A 19,021-nucleotide genomic window follows, 5' to 3' on the forward strand; every position below is an offset into this window, starting at 1 on the left:
GGGGCTCTCCTCGTCATGTCCGAATCCACTGATCCGCGTCCGCGTCCGCCGCTGCCCGGAGTACCGACCGTGGCGTCGTACGGACTTCTGGCCGTGGCCGTCGCGGCGCTCGCTGTCGCGGCCTTCACCGATCTGTTCAGCCTGTTCGCCGAAGTCAGGCTCCGGTCGCTGATCGACGGAGACGGCGGCTTCGCCACGGCTCCGCAGCAGGAACTGGATGCCGCCACCTCGCTGTACGACACGGCCGCGTGGTACCAGACCATCGTGTACCTGCCCTGCGCGATCGCCTTCATCGCCTGGTTCTTCCAGATGCGCCGCAAAACCGGGCCGCTGGCGCCGGACGGGTTCCACAGGGGACCGGGGTGGGCCATCGGAGTCTGGCTGATCCCGCTGGCGAATTTCTGGATGCCGTACCGCGTCGCCTTCGACATGTGGGGCGCCGCCACCTCGCTGCCGGCCGACGGTTCGCCGGCCGACGGCGAGCGGTACCGGGCGCGGGTCTGGCCGGTGAACCTGTGGTGGGGGCTGTTCGTCTTCAGCATGCTGCTCAACTGGTACGCCGGGAGGAATTACGGCGCCGCCAGGACGCTGACCGAGATCAAGGAGGGGGTGGTGCTGTACATGGCCGCCGACGTGCTGCACATCCTCGCCGCCGCTGCCGCCGTGTACTTCGCCGTCCAACTGACCGCCATGCAGCGGCTCAAGGCGGTCGAGGGACCGTTCCGCACGGCGGCCGTGAAAAACGAGTTGGTTTAAGAACACGGTCGCTGGGCACGCAGAGTCGTTTCGGCGATGAAAAGGCTGGGCCGTACGGGTGAGTTCGTGGCCGGTGGGCTGTTCGGGGCACACGCGGGCTGCCTACAACCGGGTTGTGATCAAAAACCTCGTGCGGCGCGGCCTTCCCGCGCTCGCCCTCGCAGCCCTGCCCGTTCTGGCCGCCGTTCCCGCCGCTGACGCGGTGGAGAGCGGCCGTGCGGTCCGTACCGTCGAGAGCACGCAGCTCCAGGAGACGCTGCGGAGCGACTCGAAGTTCTACGCGCCCGCCACCCTCGGCAAGAACCAGGCGTGGACCTCCGGCAACGGACGCGCGATCCTGCGTGTCCAGAGCGACGGCAATGTCGTCCTCTACAAGAACAACCGCGCTGTCTGGCAGGCCCCGAACGTCTACCCCAACGCCGACCGTCTCGTGATGCAGAGCGACGGCAACCTCGTTGTGTACAACAAGGCGGGCAAGGCCCTCTGGGCCGCCGGTACCTGGCAGAAGGGCCGGTACCTGGCGGTCCAGGACGACGGCAACGTCGTCGTCTACGACAACGCCAACAGGCCTGTCTGGGCCACCAACACCGGCGACTGACCGGCACTCCGGTACTGGCACTCCCGTATGGGCAGGGGCCCGGTCCGGCTGCTGGGGCTTCGCCCCGGTACGGCCGGCCGGGCCGCCTGCTGTCTGCCGTCTGCTGTCCAAGCGGTGGCGCGTGGCGCTCAGTCCTCGGGCTGAGCGCCATCCGCTTCGGCGCCGGGAGTCTCGGCGCTGGCTGCCTCGGTCCCGGCCGCTTCAGCCTCGGCCGCTTCGACGCCATCCGCCTCGGTCCCGGCAGCTACGACGCCGGGAGCCTCGGCCTCGGCCGTTTTCTCCTCCGGCTCGTCCGCCACGAACCACTCCTCCGCCTCGTGCCGCAGCCCCAGTTCTGTGGCCTTGAGGGCGACCGTACGGAACGGCAGCCGCTGGTGCATGGCGACCGAGGCCAGGGTGGGGAGGGAGACCTTGGTGCCTGCCATCTCGGAATGTTCGGACAGCCGGGTTTCCCGTGCGCCCGCCAGCACGGCCCCCAACAGGTCCTGGGCATTCCAGTCCCGCCGCACGGCCTCCGACTCGGGCTCGACCTCGTATCCGAAAGGGGTGAGCCATTCCGCCACTTCCGCCGGGCCCAGTCCGACATGGTCTGCCACCGCGTACAACTGCACCGCCGTGACCTTCCCCGGCCGGTCCCACCGCAGGACTTCCGTGTCCTGCTCCTGGAAGCTGTCCAGCAAAGACGCTTCCTGCGGGCAGTCGTAGCCCAACGCGCGCAGCCGCGCCGCCGCCTCCGTCATCGACAGATTCGAGTGGTGGGCCCGCTCGGCGATGTCCTGGAGCGACAGCGGCTTCTCCTCGTCGGGCCACGCGTCGTTCGACGTGATCACATACCGCTCGTGAAGGAAGTTGAGGTCCTGCTTGTTCGGCAGCGGCCGGTCGAGGGGCAGTTCGGGGACTTCGAGGCCAAGGGCGCGCAACTGTTCCGCGACGGCCCGGAGTGTCCGGCCGGTGCGGTAGGTGACCCCGGCCAAGTGCGGCACCGGCACCTTGCGGTCCACAGCGAGTTCGATGTCGTTGTAGCTGAGTACGTCCCACTCGTCCTCCTGGGACGCCCGGAACGGGGCGCCCCGGCGCGACTCGCACTCCTCGGACAGGACGAAGCCCATCCGCGTCAGCAGCCCCATCACGGTGTCGGTGGTGGCACCGCAGCTCCGCGCCACACTGATGAGCTGGGGGTAGCTGACCACCCGGTGCTGCTCCGGCGACAGACGTTCGGCGTGGAAGTTCCACAGCGAGACGAGGATGTCACGCTCTTCCGGCGTCCAGGCGTTGATGTCCTCGTACGCGGAGAACTCCGCAGGCACGGTGAAGCCCAGCTCCTTCAGCCGGTCGGCCGCCTTGCGCGAGGCGCAGTCGGCGAGTGCCGCGCTGTAGAAGACCTGGGCCACCGACAGTTCACCGCCGGGCTCGATCCATCCCGGCTGCCCGAGCGTACTGAGGAGGGGCAGATCGTCCGGCTGGATCCGCTCACTGTGCTCCGGCAGCGGGGCCACGGAGTAGCCCAGCGCCGTCAGACGTTCCGCGACCGCCCCGACACCGAGCCTTGTCACCCGGACCAGCGGCAGGATCTCGTCGAAGGCGACCGGCTCCCCGGGATCGCGCCACTCGTGCAGGGCGTTGAGGCTGAGGATGCCGGAGTTCAGTACGAACTCGGAGGGGCGTTTGCCGTATTTCATCAGCCCGTTCACCCCCTCCAGCCAGGACTTGTACTCGCTTGCCCAGTTGCTCGACGAGCCTCGCTCGATGAGCAGGAGGATGTCCGAGGGCCGGGCGCAGGGCAGCTCGGGAGCGCTCTCAGCAGCGGGGGTCAGCGGATCGCCGAGGCCCGCCCGGTAGAGCGTGAGGAGCCGCCAGCGCAGTACGGGCGCCGGGATCGTGCTCACATACGAGGCCGCGTGGGCTTCGCGTGCTGCCGGATAGCGGCCGGTGACCAGCGGCAGCAGCGCCGTGTCCGGGCGGAAGAACCCCAGCTCGGCGAACGGCCGCAGGTCGTCCCCCATCGGCCAGGGCACCTCGCTCGTCTGCGCCCGCTCGGCCACCGCGTCCGCGAACCGGATGGAGAACGCGCTGACCCGTTCCAGCCAGTCGGGACGCAGCAGGGGGCGCGCGGTCGAGAAGAGGCTGGGCAGCGCCTCGTCCATGAGCCCGTCCACATAGGCGCTGTCGAGCGCACGGATGGTCTTGCGGTCGACGCTCAGCTCCGGCTGGTGCTCCCCGCCGAGATTGACCAGCGCGCCGTACGGCTCATGCCCGTTGCTGGCCGCGGCCAGGAGTCCGTCGCTGAGGAGCCAGCCCGTACCGTCCACCCACCACACGTCCGGATGGTCGGACGGGAAGCTCGCGCCGCTGAGCGAGAACATCTCCGCGTCGTTGAGCCAGGCCAGCTCCGGGCCGCTGATGGAGAGCTGTCCCGGGTCCCAGCCGTAGCGGCGGGAGCCGTGTTCAGCCGTTGTACGGTACGGCGCCAGCCAGAGCACCCGCTGCAAGGTGTCGACGCAGGACACGCGCTCCACGTGCTCGGTGAGGAGCAGCCGTACCGTCGTCCCCGGCTCGGTGCCCTGGCCCAGGTCCTCGATACGGAACAGATTGCCCGGACCCGCGATCTTGACCTGGAGCCTGCGTCCCGGGCGGCCGTCGCGGCCCATGCGGCAGGTGGTCACCTCGATCTCGTCGGCCAGCATGAAGTAGCTGAGCACACCGATGCCGAAGCGGCTGTTGGGGTGCAACTCGATGCGCGGTTCGCCGAGTTCGGCCCAGGCGGTCTGCTCCTCGATGTACTCGGGGAGGTCCACGAAACGGGCGCCGCCCTGCGAGAAGACATTGCTCAGCTCGTTGATGCCCATGCCGATGCCGTTGTCGCGGCATTCCAGGTACGGGCGCCCCTGGTCGTCCACGGACTGGAGGAACTCGATCAGTCCGTCGAACCGCTCCTCCGGGCGCTGTCCGGACCGGCGCAGATATTCCGTACGGCGGTCGCGGTAGCGGACCGCGTCCAGGGCGTTCTGGTACAGCTCGCGGATCGCAAGTTCGCGTTCGCCGTACAGCTCCTCGCCCATGAGCAGTTCCTGCACCCGGTCCTCGGCGAGCTGGAAGCGGATGCCGTCGGAGAGATGGGCGGGGGTGTTGCCGCTGAGGCGGACGCGGTCGGCGTCGGCGTACGGGGGCAGGGAGCGCAGCGGCGCGAGGGCGGGCGCCGGGGAGCGGTTGATGTCGCGGAGCAGGGCGTCGACGCGCTGGGCGTGCTCACGGAGCGCGATCTGTACGGCGGGGTGCTCGCAGAGTGCCTTGAGGGAGCGGCCGAGGCCGGAGTTGGGCCAGTTCGAGCCGCGGATCGTGGTCAGCAGGTCGGTCAGCTTGACGCTGTCGGAGATCCCGATGTGCTCGACGAGGATCTCGGGCAGGTCCAGCGGGTCGACGGCGAAGGCCTGCGCGGTCTTGGCGAGGGAGGCGACGAGGGGCTCGCGCAGCTCGTGCTCGTCCCTGGTCGTGGCGGCGACGAGATCGTGGTCGGACTCGTCGTGGTCGCCGGGGCGGGGGGTACGGCGGGGTACGGCGAAGGGGGCCGCCCGCAGCTCCTGGAGGAAGCGCATGAAGCGCTCTCCGGACAGCACGTCGGCGGCCCAGGCCGGGCACTCGGGATCGCCCGGAGGCGGTCCGAGCAGGGTCTTGAGGGTCTGGGACGCGTACAGCTCGGGCTGGCGGATCAGCCAGCGGTGGAACAGCCACCAGCGGATGCGCTCCACCGAACCGTCGGAGACGCCGCGCTGTTCGAGGGTACGGAGACGGCGCTGGAGGCGCGGGAAGCCCTGGGCGAACTTGGCGAAGCGGTCGCGCTCGGGGGTGGTCTCCTCGGCCTCGGCTCCGGCTGCCGCTCCGGCCCCGGCTCCGGCCCTGGTCCTGGTCCTGGGGGAGCCGTCGGCCGCGGGGCCCCCGGTGACCACGCCCGCGCGCTGGGCCGCCTCATGCGTCCAGAAGGCCTGGCCGACCAGGGGCAGAAGGACGGCCAGCGCGGCTTCGCTGGGCGAGAGCTGGGTGCCGGGGGCCAGCTTGTCGGTGAGGAAGCCAAGACGGTCCTGGGCGCGCTTGGCCAGTTCGCCGTCGTGCCAGGGGTCGTCGCGGAGCGCCGCGGCGGCCTTCTCGTACCCGTCGGCGAGCCGGGCGGCGAGGGTGCCGCAGACCTCCTTGAGGGCATCGCGGGCGTTGCCCGGGGCGGTGCGCTCCCACACGGGATGGGTGGCGGTGCTCCGTACCCAGGGGTGCTCGGAGGAGTCGCGGGCCGGGCCCGGCAGTACGGTGAACTCGGGCCAGGGGATGTCCGTTTCGACCCTGATCTGCTGGACCGGGGGCTTCTTGCCGTACGCCGTGTGCAGTTCGGTCACCCGCTGCTGGACGGCTTCGGCGAACTCGCCGATGTGCAGGGTGTGCTGGACCCCGGTCACGATGTCGGAGACGGCGCGGGAGAACAGACTGAAGGAGTCGCCGGGCTGGGTGCCGATGCCGGTGTCGGTCCCATGAGCGTCCTCGCTCTGGACGACGGCCTCGGACTCGTCCACGTACAACGCGTACTGGCCCTTGGAACAGGCGTATATGTAGGCGACCTTGCGGCGCAGGGCCGCCGCGATCTTGGGCTTTTCCCAGCCGGGCATCCGGGGCGGAGCCGCCTTGGCCCTCCGCGCGGCGCCTTCGCGGCAGGCGTCGATGAGGAAGACGACCTGGCCGGCGGGGGAGTCTTCGAGTTCCTTCTGCCAGCCGATCTCGATACAGCTATCAGCGAAGGAGCCGCCTTCGTAATAGGCGTCCTCGGGGATGAGGTAGTCGCGGCCCTCGAAGTGCAGGCCATGGCCGCTGAGCAGGATGAACAGGGTGTCGCCGCGGCCGGCTTCGCGCAGGAAGCGCAGGACGTGGCGGTTGACGGCGTTCGGGGTGATGCCTCGCTGCGACTCGGCGATCTCGACGGGCTGGAAGCCGCGTTCGGAGAGCGCGGTGTTCATCCGCTGGAGATCGTCCCGGATGAAGGGGAGGGACCGGATCGCCGGTTCGTCGTACTCACTGGCGCCGATGAGCAGGGCCTTGTGGCGCGGGCGTGACGACGGTCCGGAGCGGGGCGAGGGTGATGACCGGTACGACGGCGGCATGGGCGGGGACCGCTACGACGGGCGCTTGAACGTCAGGGTCAGACCGCGGGTGCCCTGGATCTGGCCGCTGCCGATGAGCTGGATACCGCCGCTCGCGGTGACCTGGAAGGAGAGCTGGGCCTCGGCGAGGGGGAGCGTACCGCCACGGTTCGCGACCTCCTCGAAGACCTTCTGGAGGGCGTCGACGGTGTCCGCGAGGTTCTTGCGGAGGGGGCCGAGGGGGACGGAGCGCAGGACGGTCTCGCCGTCGGAGCCGTGACGGAAGAGACCGCCCATGGCGTTGCCGTCGCCGCCGTCCTCCTCTTCGACCACGTCGACCCAGAACGGCAGAGTCCCGCCCTCGGTCTGCTCGTCGATGTGGCCAACGGTGTCAACGTGGTCGATGTGGCCCGCGAGGTGGTCCGCCGTCTGCTCCGTCATACCGAAAACGCCCCCTGAAGCTGATGGAGACTCAACTCTAGTGCGGCGTAAGGCGTCTATCGACTGAACGGGCGCGAACGAGGTGTCATTCCGCCCGGAGGCCGACCAGCTCCGCGGTGAGATTGGCGCGGGCGCGGGCCTCCCACTCCCGTACGGCATGAGGGGTACGGAACAGCCCCGGCAGCGCGAGCAGTTGTTCCAGTACGGCCGCCCGCCCCGCCCGGAAGCCGGCGTCGGGGACGAAGCCGTACTCCTCCCGTACCGCCGTCCGGTATGTCTCGTACGCCGCCGGGGCCGAGGCCAGCACCGCGAGGTCGGCATCGCAGAGGACGGCTCCGTTGCGGTCGCCGGGGGCGGCGGCGTGGGTGGTGGTGAGACGGACGAGCCGGGCGACCTCGCGCGTACGGTCGTCGCTCAACCCGGCCTCGGCGAGGGCGCGTTCGGCGAGCCGGGCGGAGCGCTCCTCGTTCTCGGAGCGGTCGGGGCGGTAGACGGCGTCGTGGAACCAGGCGGCGAGGCGTACGAGATCGGGGTCCTCGGCGTACTCGGCGAGGGTGTCGATGTGGTCGAGGACGGCGAGCAGGTGGGCGGTGGTGTGGTAGCGGCGCTGGGGTTCGGCCCAGCGTGCGAGCAGGTCGTCGGCGTAGGGGTACGGGTCGGGGCGCGTGTCGTCGCCCGGGTCGCGCAGGGCGTTGAGGGCGGCGGCGAAGCGGTCGCGGAGGGCGGGGTGCGGCTCGGGTGCGGGCATGGGACGACCTTAGGCCGGGGGCCGGTGGGCGTTTCGTACGGCGGGTGTACGGAACGGCTACCGGCCCCGGCCTGGAAGGGCATCAGCGCCATGGAGTCCAGCGCGCTGGGCTGCTGGGCCTTGAACGACGGCACCTTGAAGTCCAGCGCCATGGGCTCCAGTGCCTTGGACCGCTGCGCTCGGACTGCGGGACTGCCGACTACAGCGCTCGGAACCCGCGCAGCCGGAGCGAGTTGCCGACCACGAACACCGACGAGAAGGCCATGGCCGCCCCGGCGATCATCGGGTTGAGGAGTCCGGCGGCGGCGAGCGGGATCGCGGCGACGTTGTAGGCGAAGGCCCAGAAGAGGTTGACGCGGATGGTGGTGAGTGTGCGGCGCGCGAGGCGGATGGCGTCGGCGGTGGCGCGCAGGTCGCCCCGTACGAGCGTGAGGTCGCCCGCCTCGATCGCGGCGTCGGTGCCGGTGCCCATGGCGAGACCGAGGTCGGCCTGGGCGAGGGCGGCGGCGTCATTGACACCGTCGCCGACCATGGCGACGCTGCGGCCCTCGGCCTGGAGTTTCTTGATGACGTCGACCTTGTCCTGGGGCAGGACCTCGGCGATGACCTGGTCCGGGTCGATGCCGACCTCGGCGGCCACGGAGGCGGCGACCGCCTTGTTGTCGCCGGTGAGGAGGACCGGGGTCAGACCGAGGGCGCGGAGCCGGCGGACCGCTTCGGCGCTGGTGTCCTTGACGGCGTCGGCGACTTCGAGGACGGCGCGCGCCTCGCCGTCCCAGGCGACCGCGATGGCGGTACGGCCCGCCGCCTCGGCCTCGGACTTCCGCTGCTCCAGGCCGGCGGGGAGACGGATCTCCCATTCGGCGAGCAGCCGCGTACGGCCGACGAGGACGGCGTGTCCTTCGACGACGCCCTGGACACCGAGACCGGGGACGTTGGCGAAGTCCTCGGGCACCGGAAGCTCGGGTACCGGAAGAGCGCCGTCGGTCCCGCCCGTGCCGGTCGCGGCGGCCAGACGTTCGGTCGCGCCGGTGGCGACGGCCCGTGCGATCGGGTGTTCCGAGGCGTGTTCCAGCGCGCCCGCCAGCCGGAGCGCCTCGGTCTCGTCCGTACCGGGAGCGGTGTGGACGGCGAGCAGTGTCATCCGGCCGGTGGTCACGGTGCCGGTCTTGTCGAGTACGACCGTGTCGGCCCGGCGGGTGGATTCGAGCACCTCGGGCCCCTTGATCAGGATGCCGAGCTGCGCCCCGCGCCCGGTTCCGACCAGCAGCGCCGTGGGTGTGGCCAGGCCCAGCGCGCAGGGGCAGGCGATGATCAGGACGGCCACGGCGGCGGTGAAGGCCGCGGCCGGTCCGGCGCCGTTGCCGAGCCAGAAGCCGAGCGTCGCCAGGGCGAGGGCGATGACGGCCGGGACGAAGACGGCGGAGATCCGGTCGGCGAGGCGCTGGGCTGCGGCCTTGCCGTTCTGGGCCTCCTCGACCATCCGGGCCATCCGCGCGAGCTGGGTGTCCGCGCCGATCCGGGTCGCCTCGACGACCAGCCGCCCGCCCGCGTTGAGGGTGGCTCCCGTCACCGCGTCCCCGGCGGACACCTCGACCGGCACGGATTCCCCCGTGAGCATCGAGGCGTCGACGGCGGACGAGCCCTCGACGACCGTGCCGTCGGTGGCGATCTTCTCGCCGGGCCGTACGACGAAACGGTCGCCGAGCCGGAGACTGGCCGTGGGCACGGTGGTCTCGCGCCCGTCGCGCAGGACGGTGACCTCCTTGGCGCCCAGTTCCAGCAGCGCGCGCAGGGCCGCGCCGGCCTTGCGCTTGGAGCGGGCCTCGAAGTAGCGGCCGGCCAGGATGAAGGCGGTGACCCCGGCGGCGGCTTCCAGATAGATGTTCCCGGCGCCGTCGGAGCGGGCGATCGTCAGCTCGAAGGGATGCGTCATCCCGGGCATCCCCGCCGTACCGAAGAACAGCGCCCACAGCGACCAGCCGAACGCGGCGATGGTGCCGACCGAGATCAGCGTGTCCATGGTGGCCGCGCCGTGCCGGGCGTTGGTGAGGGCCGCGCGGTGGAAGGGGTAGCCGGCGTAGACGACGACCGGGGCGGCGAGGGTGAGGGAGAGCCACTGCCAGTACTGGAACTGGAGGGCGGGGATCATCGCCATCGCGACGACGGGTACGGAGAGGACGACAGCGGTGATCAGGCGCTCGCGCAGGGAGCGCAGCTCGGCGTCCTTGGCCTGGTCCTCGGCGCTCGGCCGGTCGTCGCGGGGCTCGCCGGGCTCGCCGGGCGAGGGCTCCGGCCGTACGGGAGCGGGCTCGTGCGCGGTGTAACCGGTGGCCTCGACGGTCGCGATGAGGTCCTGTACGGCGACGTCCCCGCCGCGGTAGACGACCTTGGCCTTCTCGGTCGCGTAGTTGACGGTGGCCTCGACGCCGTCCATCCGGTTGAGCTTCTTCTCGATCCGGGCGGCGCAGGAGGCACAGGTCATACCGCCGATCAGCAGCTCGACTTCGGCGGGTGTGCCGGTGGTCTGGGCGAGGCTCATGGCTGATGGCTCCTCGGTGTCGGCCCGTACATCTTCATCGTACCCCCAGGGGTATCCCTTTCCTTCAGGTATACCTCGGGCGGGCGATGACTTCAACATACCCCTCGGGGGTATTTTTATTCGGGTGTCCCGATTCTGGTGGGGCCCACGGTACGGGTGCGCCGGTGCGCCGGGTTTTGGCTCCCCTTAGGCTGGACATTGGACTAGACCTATAGCCCGGCCCAGCCTTGTCCTGCCCGTCCCCGAAGTCCACCCCCCTATGAATGAGGTCCCCATGAGCAAGCGTGCAGTCCTGGAGGTGATCGCCCTCGACGCGGCGGACGCGGTCGCCGCGTCGCGCGGAGGCGCTGACCGCCTCGAACTCGTCACCGACATGGCGGCGGATGGGCTGACCCCGCCCCGCGAGACCTTCGCGGAGATCCGTGCGGCGGTCGACATCCCGCTGCGGGTGATGCTGCGGCTGGCCGACGGCTTCACGGTGGCCGAGCCCGGCGCGCCCGGCGACGCGGACGCGCTGGTGGAGGCGGCGCGCGGGCTGCGGGCGGAGGGGGCGGACGAGTTCGTCCTCGGCTTCCTCGACGAGGACGGGATGCCCGATCTGGTGACGGTGGAACGGCTGCTCGCGGAGCTGGACGGCTGCCGCTGGACCTTCCACCGGGCGATCGACCGCGCGGTCGACCGCGACGCGCTGCGCAAGCAGCTCGCGGATCTGCCGGGGCTCGACACGTACCTCACCGCCGGTTCGGCCACGGGCGTGGACGACGGGCTGCCGACGCTGCTCGCGGAAGCGCGCGCGGCGGGCCGCGGCGAACCGGGCTACGGCCCCCACATGCTGGTCGGCGGCGGCCTCCGCCTCGACCATGTGGAGGTCCTGGTCGAGGCGGGCGTCGACGGCTTCCACATCGGCGGCGCGGCACGGCCGGGCGGCTGGGAGGCGCCGGTGTCGTCGGAGGCGGTACGGGAGTGGCGGACGAGGCTGGACGGGTAAGGGGGGAGCCGGGGCGGGCCGCGGACCCGCGCGGCCGGCCCGCGGCTCTGCGAACCGGCCGTAGACGACTTCGAACCGGCCGCGGACAACCGCGTCCTGTCCGGTTCAGCGGAAGTCGTCGGCGTGGTCGGCGGCCCACTGGGCGTAGGTGTGCGCCGGAGTGCCGGTGATCTTTCCGACGATGGCGGAGGTCGTGACCGGGACACCGTCGGCGGCGGCCCATTGGTCCACGATCGCCTCGGCCACGACCGGAGGCATTGTTCTGCCGACTTCCGCGCGAGCCTCCTCGTCGGAGATGTGCTCGATCCGGATGCGGCGGCCGATGGCCTCGCCGATGTGCTCGACCTGGCGTCGCAGGGTCAGGGACTCGGCCCCGTAGACGGTGTAGGTCTGGTGCGAGTGGCCCGGTTCGGTCAGGGCGGTCACCGCCAGTGCCGCGATGTCCTTCTCGGCCACCGGAGCCGACTGCGCGAGGGGATAGGGAAGGCGGACGACGTTGTCGGTGCGGATCGATTCGGCCCACCAGGTACGGGTGTTGGTGGCGAACGTGCCCGGCCTGAGGAACGTCCAGTCCATGCCCGACCGTTGGACGGCCTGCTCGATCGTGCGGTTCAGGCGGGGGACCGGGTGGTCGGCGTCGGGGTTCAGCACCGACACCGACGAGAGCAGAACCACCTGCCGGATCCCCGCGGCCGTGGCCGCCGCGGTGACCTTCTCGATGTCGTAGGGCTTCTCGGGGTGGAGCATTCCGTAGAGGAACGCCTTGTCCGCACCGTCGAGCGCCGCGGCCAGCGTCTCGGGACGCTCCAGGTCGGCGGCGGCGGTTTCCCAACCGGGCGTCAAGCCCGCGGCCGGGGTTCTGCTGACTGCTCTGACCTGCTCACCGGCGGCCAGCAGGCCGGCGGCCACGTGATGCCCCACGTTGCCGCGAGCGCCGAAGACGACTGTCACCATGACGGGAACTCCTGCTTGGTTGTGGACTTGTTGGACGTGGACGTGGACGTGGAGGTGTGGACGTGAAGTGCCGCTGCCGGTGCGGGCGTCGGCAGCGAGTGACGTGGGTGAGGGGCCCGGTCCCCGGTCAGGGCTGAATGTTCTCCAGGTCTTCCAGAAGGCTCGGGTGCTTCGGCTCCCAGCCGAGGGTCTGCCGGGTGTGCGTGCTGGACGAGGGCTGGTCGTACGCGAAGATCGGGCCGAGAGGACCGTAGGTCTCCGGCGGCACCGACTCGACCGGCAGGCCCAGCCGTCGGCCGATGACCGCGGCGATGTCACGCACCTCGTCGCCCTCGTCCGCCACGGCGTGCCAGGAGCTGCCGGCCGGGGCCAGCTCCAGGGCGAGCCGGAAGAGGGCTGCCGCGTCGAGCGCGTGCACGGCCGGCCAGCGCTGCGTGCCGTCGCCCGGGTAGCCGGACACTCCGGTCTGGCGTGCGATACCGGTCAGCAATCCGGCGAATCCGCCCGTGCCCTGGTTGTGGACCGTGCGCGGCAGTCGTACGGCCGTGCTCCGTACTCCGCGCGAGGCCAGGCCCAGGACCGCCGTGACCGCGCGACCGCGACCACCGACCGGCCCGTCGGTCGGCAGCGGATCGGCCTCGGTGGAGGCCCGGCCCGGCGCGGCGGGCGTACCCGAGGCGGTGACGAAGGGGCGGTCGCTGCCGACGAGTGCCTCGCCGAGGGCCGCGAGGGCGGCGCTTTCCTCGGCGACCGCGTTCGCGAGGGCGTCGGGGCTGCTGAAGTCGTTGGCGAATGCCAGATGGATCACCCCGTCGACCTGGGCGACGCCGGCGCGAAGGACGTCCAGGTCGGCGAGGGCTCCCCGGAGCGGCTCGGCGCCTGCCGTCTCGGCGGCCAGCGCGGACGCGTCGGAGCGGGCGAGCGCGAGGACGGTGTGGCCGTTGCCGAGCAGTTCGGCGACGACGGCGGAACCGATCAGACCGGTGCCACCAGTGAGCAAGACACGCATGGGACTCTCCCCAAGTGATGGGACTCTTGTCCCGTCACCCTAACAGGTGATGGGACAAGAGTCCCATCGCGTATGATCGACCCATGGGGCGATGGGAACCAGGGGCGCGCGAACGCCTCGTCGTGGCTGCTGTCGACCTGTTCACCGAGCAGGGGTACGACGCGACGACGGTCGCGCAGATCGCCGAGCGTGCCGGGGTCACCAAAAGCACGTTCTTCCGGCACTTCCCCGACAAGCGCGAGCTGCTGGTGGCCGGGCAGGAGACGCTGAGCCGGCTGCTGGCCGAGGGGATCGCCGAGGCGCCCGCTGACGCCAGTCCACTCGAAGCGGTCGCCGCCGGTCTTGAGCGCGCCTCAAGCGCGATGGGCGCCATGAACCGGGAGCTCGCGCCCCGTCTGAAGGCGGCCGTCGCCGCCAGCGCCGAGCTTCAGGAGCGTGACGCCCTCAAGAGCGTCAGCCTCGCGGCCGCGATGACGACCGCTCTGACCGCCCGCGGCGTACCCGGCCCGACCGCGGCACTCGCGGGCGAGCTGGGCGTCCTCGCCTTCAAGCGGGCGTACGCCGAATGGGCCGAGGGTGACGGCTCCGGCAAGGGCGAGCTCGCCGAGTACGCCCTGGCGGCCCTGGACGAGCTGCGCGCGGCGAGCGCGTCGCTGGGCTGACCGACTCTTCCTCACCGCCTGGCCGCCTCACCGCCTTGCCCGCCGGGCGCCGGACCTGCCTCCGACGTGGGGGGGCATATGCCAAATTCGGGTATGCATCCCATTGGAATCCCTGAACTCCACTGGAATCCCACTGAACTCCCACCGAAGGGCATCTCATGAAGTTCGCGGTCATCGGCGGTACGGGGCTGATCGGGTCACAGGTCGTCAGAAAGCTGAACGCCGCCGGTCATGAGGCGGTACCGCACGGGCACTCCACCGGAATCGACGTCATCAGCGGCCGGGGACTGGACCAGGCGGTGGACGGGGCCGATGTCATCGTCAATCTGACGAACTCCCCGACCTTCGACGAAGCCTCCCCGGCCTTCTTCCGGACCTCGATGGACAATCTGCTGGCCGCGGGCCGGAAAAGCGGCGTCGGCCATTTCGTCATCCTCTCGATCGTCGGCGTGGATCAGGTGCCGGAGCTGGACTACTACCGGGCCAAGGCGCTCCAGGAGGACATCCTCGCGGCCGGGCCGATCCCGTACTCGATCGTCCGCGCCACACAGTTCATGGAGTTCATCGAAGCTGTCCTGTCCTGGACCGCCGACGGCGACACCGTCCGGCTGCCCGCCACGCCGATCCAGCCGATCGCCGCCGAGGACGTGGCCGAGGCGGTGGCGGACGTCGCGGCGGGCACCCCGCTGAGAGGCATTCGCAACATCGCCGGTCCGGAGATCTTCTCCCTGGACGAGCTGGGCCGGATCACCCTGGCCCACAAGGGCGACAAGCGTACGGTCGTCACCGACCCCACCGCCGGCATGTTCGCCGCCGTCAAGGGCGATGTCCTCACCGACAAGGACGCCCGCCTCGCCCCCACCCGTTACGCGGACTGGCTCTCCTGAACCGCTCGTACGACCGGGGGCCGGCCCAGAAGCTCGGCCGGGAGGGGCTCCGTGTGGAGGATCGTGAGACCTGAGACCGCGCGCGTCAGGGCGACGTACAGCCGACGGAGGCCGGTGCGTTCGTCCGGTTCCCCGGAGACGACGGGCGTGGGGTCGTCCAGGACCACGTAGTCGTATTCCAGGCCCTTCGCCAGCGAGGCCGGGACCAGGGTGAGGCGGGAGTCCGCGGTCGTCTCCTCGCCCGGGGAGAGCCAGGGCAGGCCGGCCGCCGTGAGTGCCTCGCGCAGGGCGGGGATTCTGGAGTCCGCGGCGATCAGACCGGTGGAGCCCTCATGGGCCAGGGCTTGCGTGCAGGCCGCTACGACCGCCGTGTCCAGGGCGGCCGCGTCGGGCACCTCCCGTACCTCCAGCGAGCCCGGCGACTCGCGGACCGACCGGACCTCCGCCAGGCCCGGCGAGATGTGCGGGAGCAGCCTCGACGCGTACGCGATGACCTCGCGCGGTACGCGGAAGCCCGCCGTCAGCTCCTCGACCACCGCGTCCGCCTTGCCGAGATGGCGCAGGGCGTCCGCCCAGCTCGCCGTTGCCCACGGGGTGGTCCCCTGGGCCAGATCGCCCAGGACCGTGGCCGAACCCGTCGAGCAGCGGCGCCCCACCGCGCGGTACTGCATGGGGGACAGGTCCTGCGCCTCGTCCAGCACGACATGGCCCAACGAGTGTGTACGGGCGATCAGATCGGCCGTCTCGTCGATCAGCACCGCGTCCGCCGCCGACCACTTCACCGACTTCAGACCGCGCGCCGGCTTCGTCCACAGGATCGTCCGCTGCTCGTCGGCCGTCAGCAGGTCCGCCGCGTGCTCCGCCAGGAACTCCGCGTCGGAGAGCAGCCGGAGCACCAGTTTCGCCGGATCGACCGGCGGCCAGACGGCCTTGACCAGCGCCTTCACCGCCGGGTTCCGTGCCACCGCGTCCTGCACCCGGTCGTCGGGCGCCTCGCCCGCCCGTTCCATCTGTACGAGCACGGCGTGCGCGACCCGTTGCGGCAGGGCCTCGCGGGCGGCTCCGTACCGGATGTCCCGGGCCAGCAACTCCCGGATGATCTCTTCGAGTTCGTACACCGGGACCCGCCACCGCCGTGAGCCGCGCACCACCACGACGCCCTCGGCCGGCAGGGTCACATGGGACCGTACGGCCCGGCGCAGGACCTCGGCCATCCTGGCGTCGCCCTTGACGACCGCGGCGGGCGCGGGGTCCGTACCGCGTACCTCCACCGCGGCGACCGCGGTGACCAGATCGTCCACCGTCGACTGCCGCACCTCCAACTCGCCCAGCGCGGGCAGGACCTGCTCGATGTAGTGGAGGAAGGAGGCGTTCGGTCCGATGACCAGGGTGCCGGTACGGGCCAGCCGCTCGCGGTGCGCGTACAGCAGATACGCGACCCGGTGCAGGCCGACCGCGGTCTTGCCGGTGCCGGGACCGCCCTGGACACAGACCGTACCGCCGAGCCCGCTCCGTACGATCTCGTCCTGCTCGGGCTGGATCGTCGCGACGATGTCCCGCATGGGGCCGACACGCGGGCGTTCGATTTCCGCCTGGAGCAGTTTGCTGGTGCGCGCGGCCTCGGCGGGGTCGGAGAGGTGCTCGTCCTCGTACGCGGTGAGGTCGCCGCCGGTGTAGCCGAAGCGGCGGCGCAGCGCGACACCGAGCGGGTCCTTCTTGGAGGCGCGGTAGAACGGCTGGGAGACGGGGGCGCGCCAGTCGATGACCATGGGGTCGCCGTCGGCGTCGTGCACATGGCGACGGCCGATGTACACCGTCGAATCAGCCGCCTCCGGCAGCGGGCGGTCGCCCTCGGCGCCTTCGGCGCTCGCGGCGCCCACGGCGTGCAGATAGTCGAGGCGGCCGAAGAAGAGGGGGTGTGGGAGAGATCGGCGAGGGCCTTGATGCGCTCCTCGATCTGGGCCTCCAGGACGGCGGCGTTGACCCAGTTCGCGGTGACATCGCTGATGTCGAGCGCTTCGACGTCCTCGCGCATGGCGCGGAGGGCGGAGCGGGAGGCGCTGAGATGGGCGCGTTCGGTACCGAGGGGGTCGGCGAGGTCGGTGGGTTGAGTGGGTTCGTCGGGAGCGGTGGATTCGGTGCGCTCGGCTGGCTCGGTGAGGGTGGCGAGGTCGGGGGTCTGGTCGGGGTCGTACGCGGGCACGGTCTTTGCCTCCGGGCAGTACGCATGCCGAAACACCGCGAGCCGGTCGGTCGGCGGCCCTGGCGGTCGGCGTGGATCACATCATGGCGGTGGCCGTCCGGTTTCCGTCCGGACGGCGGCGCTCCGCAGAGGGAGGCGGGCAAGAGAGGAGATTGTAGTCAGCGGGGGCGGGACGGGCGAATGGTTTTTCTGCCGCCGCCGCTGTCGGCCCCTGCGACGGGCCCGCGCCGCCACCGCGCCGCCTGGGTGACCGGCTCGCGCTGCCCCCGCGCCCCGCCGAGCTGCCCCCGCCGTGCCGCCTGGGTGACCGGCTCGCGCTGCCGCCGCCGTGCCGCTCCCGTGTCCGTCCCGTAGGGGAGACCCCGTATGCCGGGAGTCGTACGGGCCACCGCGCCCCGAGTCGTACCCGCCGCCCGGCAGCTTCCGTCCTTGGTGCGATGCGTACGCCGGTGCAGCGAATCCATCATGGACCTATGAGCACAGCAGCCTTCACCCCAGCCCACGCCCCGCACGGCGCGCCGCCCGGCGCGACGGCCTCGGGCGCCGCCCCCCACCCGGCCCACCATGTCGGCAACGCGCTGCGCGCGGTCAAGGTCTTCGTGAGCACCGCGTTCCGGGTGGCGGTCCTCGGAGAGTACGCGGAGGAGGCCGGCATACGGCGCCGCTCGACCCTCTGAGCTGAGAGCGCTCTCAGCGTTCTCGGCGGCCGAGCCCGTCCGTACCGCCCCCGTATCGCCCCCGTACCGCCCCCGCACCGTCCCGCACCCCTCTGAGCACCGCTTACGATGGTCACCGTTGCTGCGTGGCACGCCTGATCCACTAGGGTCGCGGCCGTGACCTACCCGACCGTGACCCTCCGCTCACTCGCCGCAGTGGGCACGCTCGCCCTGTCGCTGGCCGTGTTCGCCACCCTCTGCGTCGCCCGGCGCATCCCCATGGCCGACACGCTCGTCTACCGTGCGGAAGGCGCGGCGGTCGTCGGCGGCACCGACCTCTACGGGTTCACGGTCACCCAGTGGCAGCTCCCCGCCACCTATCCGCCCTTCGCCGCGATCCTCTTCGTACCCACCACCTGGCTGCCCGTCGACGCCCTCAAGGTTGTCTTCGTCATCGGGAACGTCGCGCTGCTGGCTCTGTTCGTACGGCTGTCCTGGCGCTTCGCGGGGCTGCCGGCCGGTCCCGTACCGCTGCTCGTGGCCGTCGCGGTCGGGCTGTGGCTCGAACCCGTCTTCCAGACCGTCCTCTTCGGCCAGATCAATCTCGCCCTCGCGTGTCTTGTGCTGTGGGACCTGTCGAGGGCCGAGCACGCGATCGGGAAGGGCTTCGCGCTCGGCGTCGCCGCCGGCATCAAGCTGACCCCGGCGGTCTTCATCGTGTACCTGCTGGTGACCGGCCGGGTACGGGCGGGCCTCACCGCCCTCGCGTCCTTCACCGGCACGGTGCTGCTGGGGGTGCTCGTACTCCCGGCGGCCAGCGCCGAGTTCTGGACGCGGCGGCTCTTCGAGACCGGGCGGATCGGCAAGCCGTGGATCGTCGACAACCAGTCGTTGCAGGGGCTGCTCGCACGCGTGCTGCACACTCCGGACCCGGGCGCGCTGTGGGCGGTGGCGGCGGTGGTCACGGCGGTGGGCGGACTGTGGACGGCGCGCAGGGCGGTCGTAGGGGCCGGGTCGGAGAGCTGGGGAGTGCTGGTCACCGCGCTGACGGCGCTGCTCGTGTCGCCCATTAGCTGGTCGCACCACTGGGTGTGGTGCGTTCCGCTGCTGGCGGTGCTGATCGCGGAGGGCCGGTTCCGGATGGCGGCACTGGTCGGGGTGGTGTGGACGGCCCGCAGCTTCTGGGCCGTACCGCACGAGGGCGAACGGGACCTGCGGCTGCCCTGGTGGCAGCAGCCGCTGGCCTCGCCGTACGCGCTGTGCGCCCTTGGCCTGCTGGCCTTCGCGGTCTGGCGCGTCTGCACCACGGCGGGCACGGCGCCGGTACGCGGCGGGGTGCTGGTCCCGTCGCCGCGTACGAAGTCGGGCTCGGGCGTGAGCACGTCGGCGGGGACGGGGTGAGGGACGGGATCCCGTCCCTCACACAGGGTCCCCGGCGCCCTGCCCCTCGGTCTCTCAGC

General features: G+C 71.3%; 14 protein-coding genes and 1 pseudogene. 7 read left to right on the top strand and 8 right to left on the bottom strand.

Translation table 11 applies throughout. The annotated features are described in order from the left end of the window. The first annotated feature begins 15 nt into the window (after positions 1-15). Positions 16-756 (top strand): DUF4328 domain-containing protein, encoded by a 741-nt coding sequence (locus KQY30_RS20490; protein WP_217308083.1) that lies wholly within the window; start codon positions 16-18, stop codon positions 754-756. A gap of 115 nt (positions 757-871) precedes the next feature. Beyond that, positions 872-1,354: a hypothetical protein gene (locus KQY30_RS20495; protein WP_254407242.1), complete on the top strand. Its 483-nt coding sequence runs from the start codon at positions 872-874 to the stop codon at positions 1,352-1,354. A 128-nt stretch (positions 1,355-1,482) separates the two neighbouring features. Here KQY30_RS20495 and KQY30_RS20500 read toward each other — a convergent pair whose 3' ends face one another. From KQY30_RS20500 to KQY30_RS20515, 4 genes are all read right to left on the bottom strand, one after another. Next, positions 1,483-6,492 (bottom strand): caspase family protein, encoded by a 5,010-nt coding sequence (locus KQY30_RS20500; protein ID WP_217308084.1) that lies wholly within the window; start codon positions 6,490-6,492, stop codon positions 1,483-1,485. Between the two features lie 12 nt (positions 6,493-6,504). Then, positions 6,505-6,912: a hypothetical protein gene (locus KQY30_RS20505; protein ID WP_217308085.1), complete on the bottom strand. Its 408-nt coding sequence runs from the start codon at positions 6,910-6,912 to the stop codon at positions 6,505-6,507. Between the two features lie 85 nt (positions 6,913-6,997). Continuing rightward, positions 6,998-7,660, bottom strand: coding sequence for an HD domain-containing protein (locus KQY30_RS20510; RefSeq protein WP_217308086.1), 663 nt, complete (start codon positions 7,658-7,660; stop codon positions 6,998-7,000). Between the two features lie 199 nt (positions 7,661-7,859). Next, the gene (locus KQY30_RS20515) at positions 7,860-10,202 is read right to left on the bottom strand and encodes a cation-translocating P-type ATPase (protein ID WP_217308087.1); all 2,343 of its coding nucleotides are present in this window, start codon (positions 10,200-10,202) and stop codon (positions 7,860-7,862) included. Between the two features lie 274 nt (positions 10,203-10,476). Between KQY30_RS20515 and KQY30_RS20520 the strand changes: the two genes are divergently transcribed. Next, entirely contained in the window at positions 10,477-11,190 is a 714-nt protein-coding gene (locus KQY30_RS20520) for a copper homeostasis protein CutC (protein ID WP_217308088.1), read from the top strand. 105 nt (positions 11,191-11,295) lie between these two features. On the opposite strand, the gene KQY30_RS20525 is transcribed toward KQY30_RS20520, so the two are convergent. Next, on the bottom strand, positions 11,296-12,144 hold the full coding sequence (locus KQY30_RS20525) for an NAD(P)H-binding protein (RefSeq protein WP_217308089.1): 849 nt from the start codon (positions 12,142-12,144) through the stop codon (positions 11,296-11,298). Positions 12,145-12,271: 127 nt separating this feature from the next. Further along, complete coding sequence (locus KQY30_RS20530; protein WP_217308090.1) at positions 12,272-13,153, bottom strand: SDR family oxidoreductase; 882 nt, start codon at positions 13,151-13,153, stop codon at positions 12,272-12,274. Between the two features lie 83 nt (positions 13,154-13,236). Here KQY30_RS20530 and KQY30_RS20535 point away from each other — a divergent pair, with 83 nt between their 5' ends. Both KQY30_RS20535 and KQY30_RS20540 read left to right on the top strand, forming a co-directional pair. Further along, entirely contained in the window at positions 13,237-13,815 is a 579-nt protein-coding gene (locus KQY30_RS20535; protein ID WP_217308091.1) for a TetR/AcrR family transcriptional regulator, read from the top strand. A 158-nt stretch (positions 13,816-13,973) separates the two neighbouring features. After that, a complete protein-coding gene (locus tag KQY30_RS20540; protein WP_217308092.1) occupies positions 13,974-14,702 on the top strand; it encodes an SDR family oxidoreductase in 729 nt (242 codons plus the stop codon). On the opposite strand, the pseudogene KQY30_RS20545 reads toward KQY30_RS20540, so the two are convergent. Beyond that, positions 14,681-16,905, bottom strand: a pseudogene (locus tag KQY30_RS20545) (UvrD-helicase domain-containing protein). The gene KQY30_RS20540 and the pseudogene KQY30_RS20545 overlap by 22 nt on opposite strands. A 158-nt stretch (positions 16,906-17,063) precedes the next feature. Beyond that, on the bottom strand, positions 17,064-17,372 hold the full coding sequence (locus KQY30_RS20550; protein ID WP_217308093.1) for a hypothetical protein: 309 nt from the start codon (positions 17,370-17,372) through the stop codon (positions 17,064-17,066). Positions 17,373-17,378: 6 nt separating this feature from the next. On the opposite strand from KQY30_RS20550, the gene KQY30_RS20555 reads away from it, so the two are divergent. Beyond that, on the top strand, positions 17,379-17,582 hold the full coding sequence (locus tag KQY30_RS20555) for a hypothetical protein (RefSeq protein ID WP_217308094.1): 204 nt from the start codon (positions 17,379-17,381) through the stop codon (positions 17,580-17,582). A gap of 258 nt (positions 17,583-17,840) precedes the next feature. Then, the gene (locus tag KQY30_RS20560) at positions 17,841-18,962 is read left to right on the top strand and encodes a glycosyltransferase 87 family protein (RefSeq protein WP_217311193.1); all 1,122 of its coding nucleotides are present in this window, start codon (positions 17,841-17,843) and stop codon (positions 18,960-18,962) included. The last annotated feature ends 59 nt before the right edge of the window (positions 18,963-19,021 follow it).

Origin of the sequence: Streptomyces sp. GMY02 (assembly GCF_019056675.1) — a bacterium.
Lineage (GTDB): Bacteria > Actinomycetota > Actinomycetes > Streptomycetales > Streptomycetaceae > Streptomyces > Streptomyces odonnellii.

Excerpts from the sequence above, each read along its gene's own strand:
- KQY30_RS20490 (WP_217308083.1), top strand. The coding sequence starts at position 16 with ATGTCCGAATCCACTGATCCGCGTCCGCGTCCGCCGCTGCCCGGAGTA.
- KQY30_RS20500 (WP_217308084.1), bottom strand. The coding sequence starts at position 6,492 with ATGCCGCCGTCGTACCGGTCATCACCCTCGCCCCGCTCCGGACCGTCG.
- KQY30_RS20505 (WP_217308085.1), bottom strand. The coding sequence starts at position 6,912 with ATGACGGAGCAGACGGCGGACCACCTCGCGGGCCACATCGACCACGTT.
- KQY30_RS20510 (WP_217308086.1), bottom strand. The coding sequence starts at position 7,660 with ATGCCCGCACCCGAGCCGCACCCCGCCCTCCGCGACCGCTTCGCCGCC.
- KQY30_RS20515 (WP_217308087.1), bottom strand. The coding sequence starts at position 10,202 with ATGAGCCTCGCCCAGACCACCGGCACACCCGCCGAAGTCGAGCTGCTG.
- KQY30_RS20520 (WP_217308088.1), top strand. The coding sequence starts at position 10,477 with ATGAGCAAGCGTGCAGTCCTGGAGGTGATCGCCCTCGACGCGGCGGAC.
- KQY30_RS20525 (WP_217308089.1), bottom strand. The coding sequence starts at position 12,144 with ATGGTGACAGTCGTCTTCGGCGCTCGCGGCAACGTGGGGCATCACGTG.
- KQY30_RS20530 (WP_217308090.1), bottom strand. The coding sequence starts at position 13,153 with ATGCGTGTCTTGCTCACTGGTGGCACCGGTCTGATCGGTTCCGCCGTC.
- KQY30_RS20535 (WP_217308091.1), top strand. The coding sequence starts at position 13,237 with ATGGGGCGATGGGAACCAGGGGCGCGCGAACGCCTCGTCGTGGCTGCT.
- KQY30_RS20540 (WP_217308092.1), top strand. The coding sequence starts at position 13,974 with ATGAAGTTCGCGGTCATCGGCGGTACGGGGCTGATCGGGTCACAGGTC.
- KQY30_RS20550 (WP_217308093.1), bottom strand. The coding sequence starts at position 17,372 with ATGATGGATTCGCTGCACCGGCGTACGCATCGCACCAAGGACGGAAGC.
- KQY30_RS20555 (WP_217308094.1), top strand. The coding sequence starts at position 17,379 with ATGAGCACAGCAGCCTTCACCCCAGCCCACGCCCCGCACGGCGCGCCG.
- KQY30_RS20560 (WP_217311193.1), top strand. The coding sequence starts at position 17,841 with ATGGCCGACACGCTCGTCTACCGTGCGGAAGGCGCGGCGGTCGTCGGC.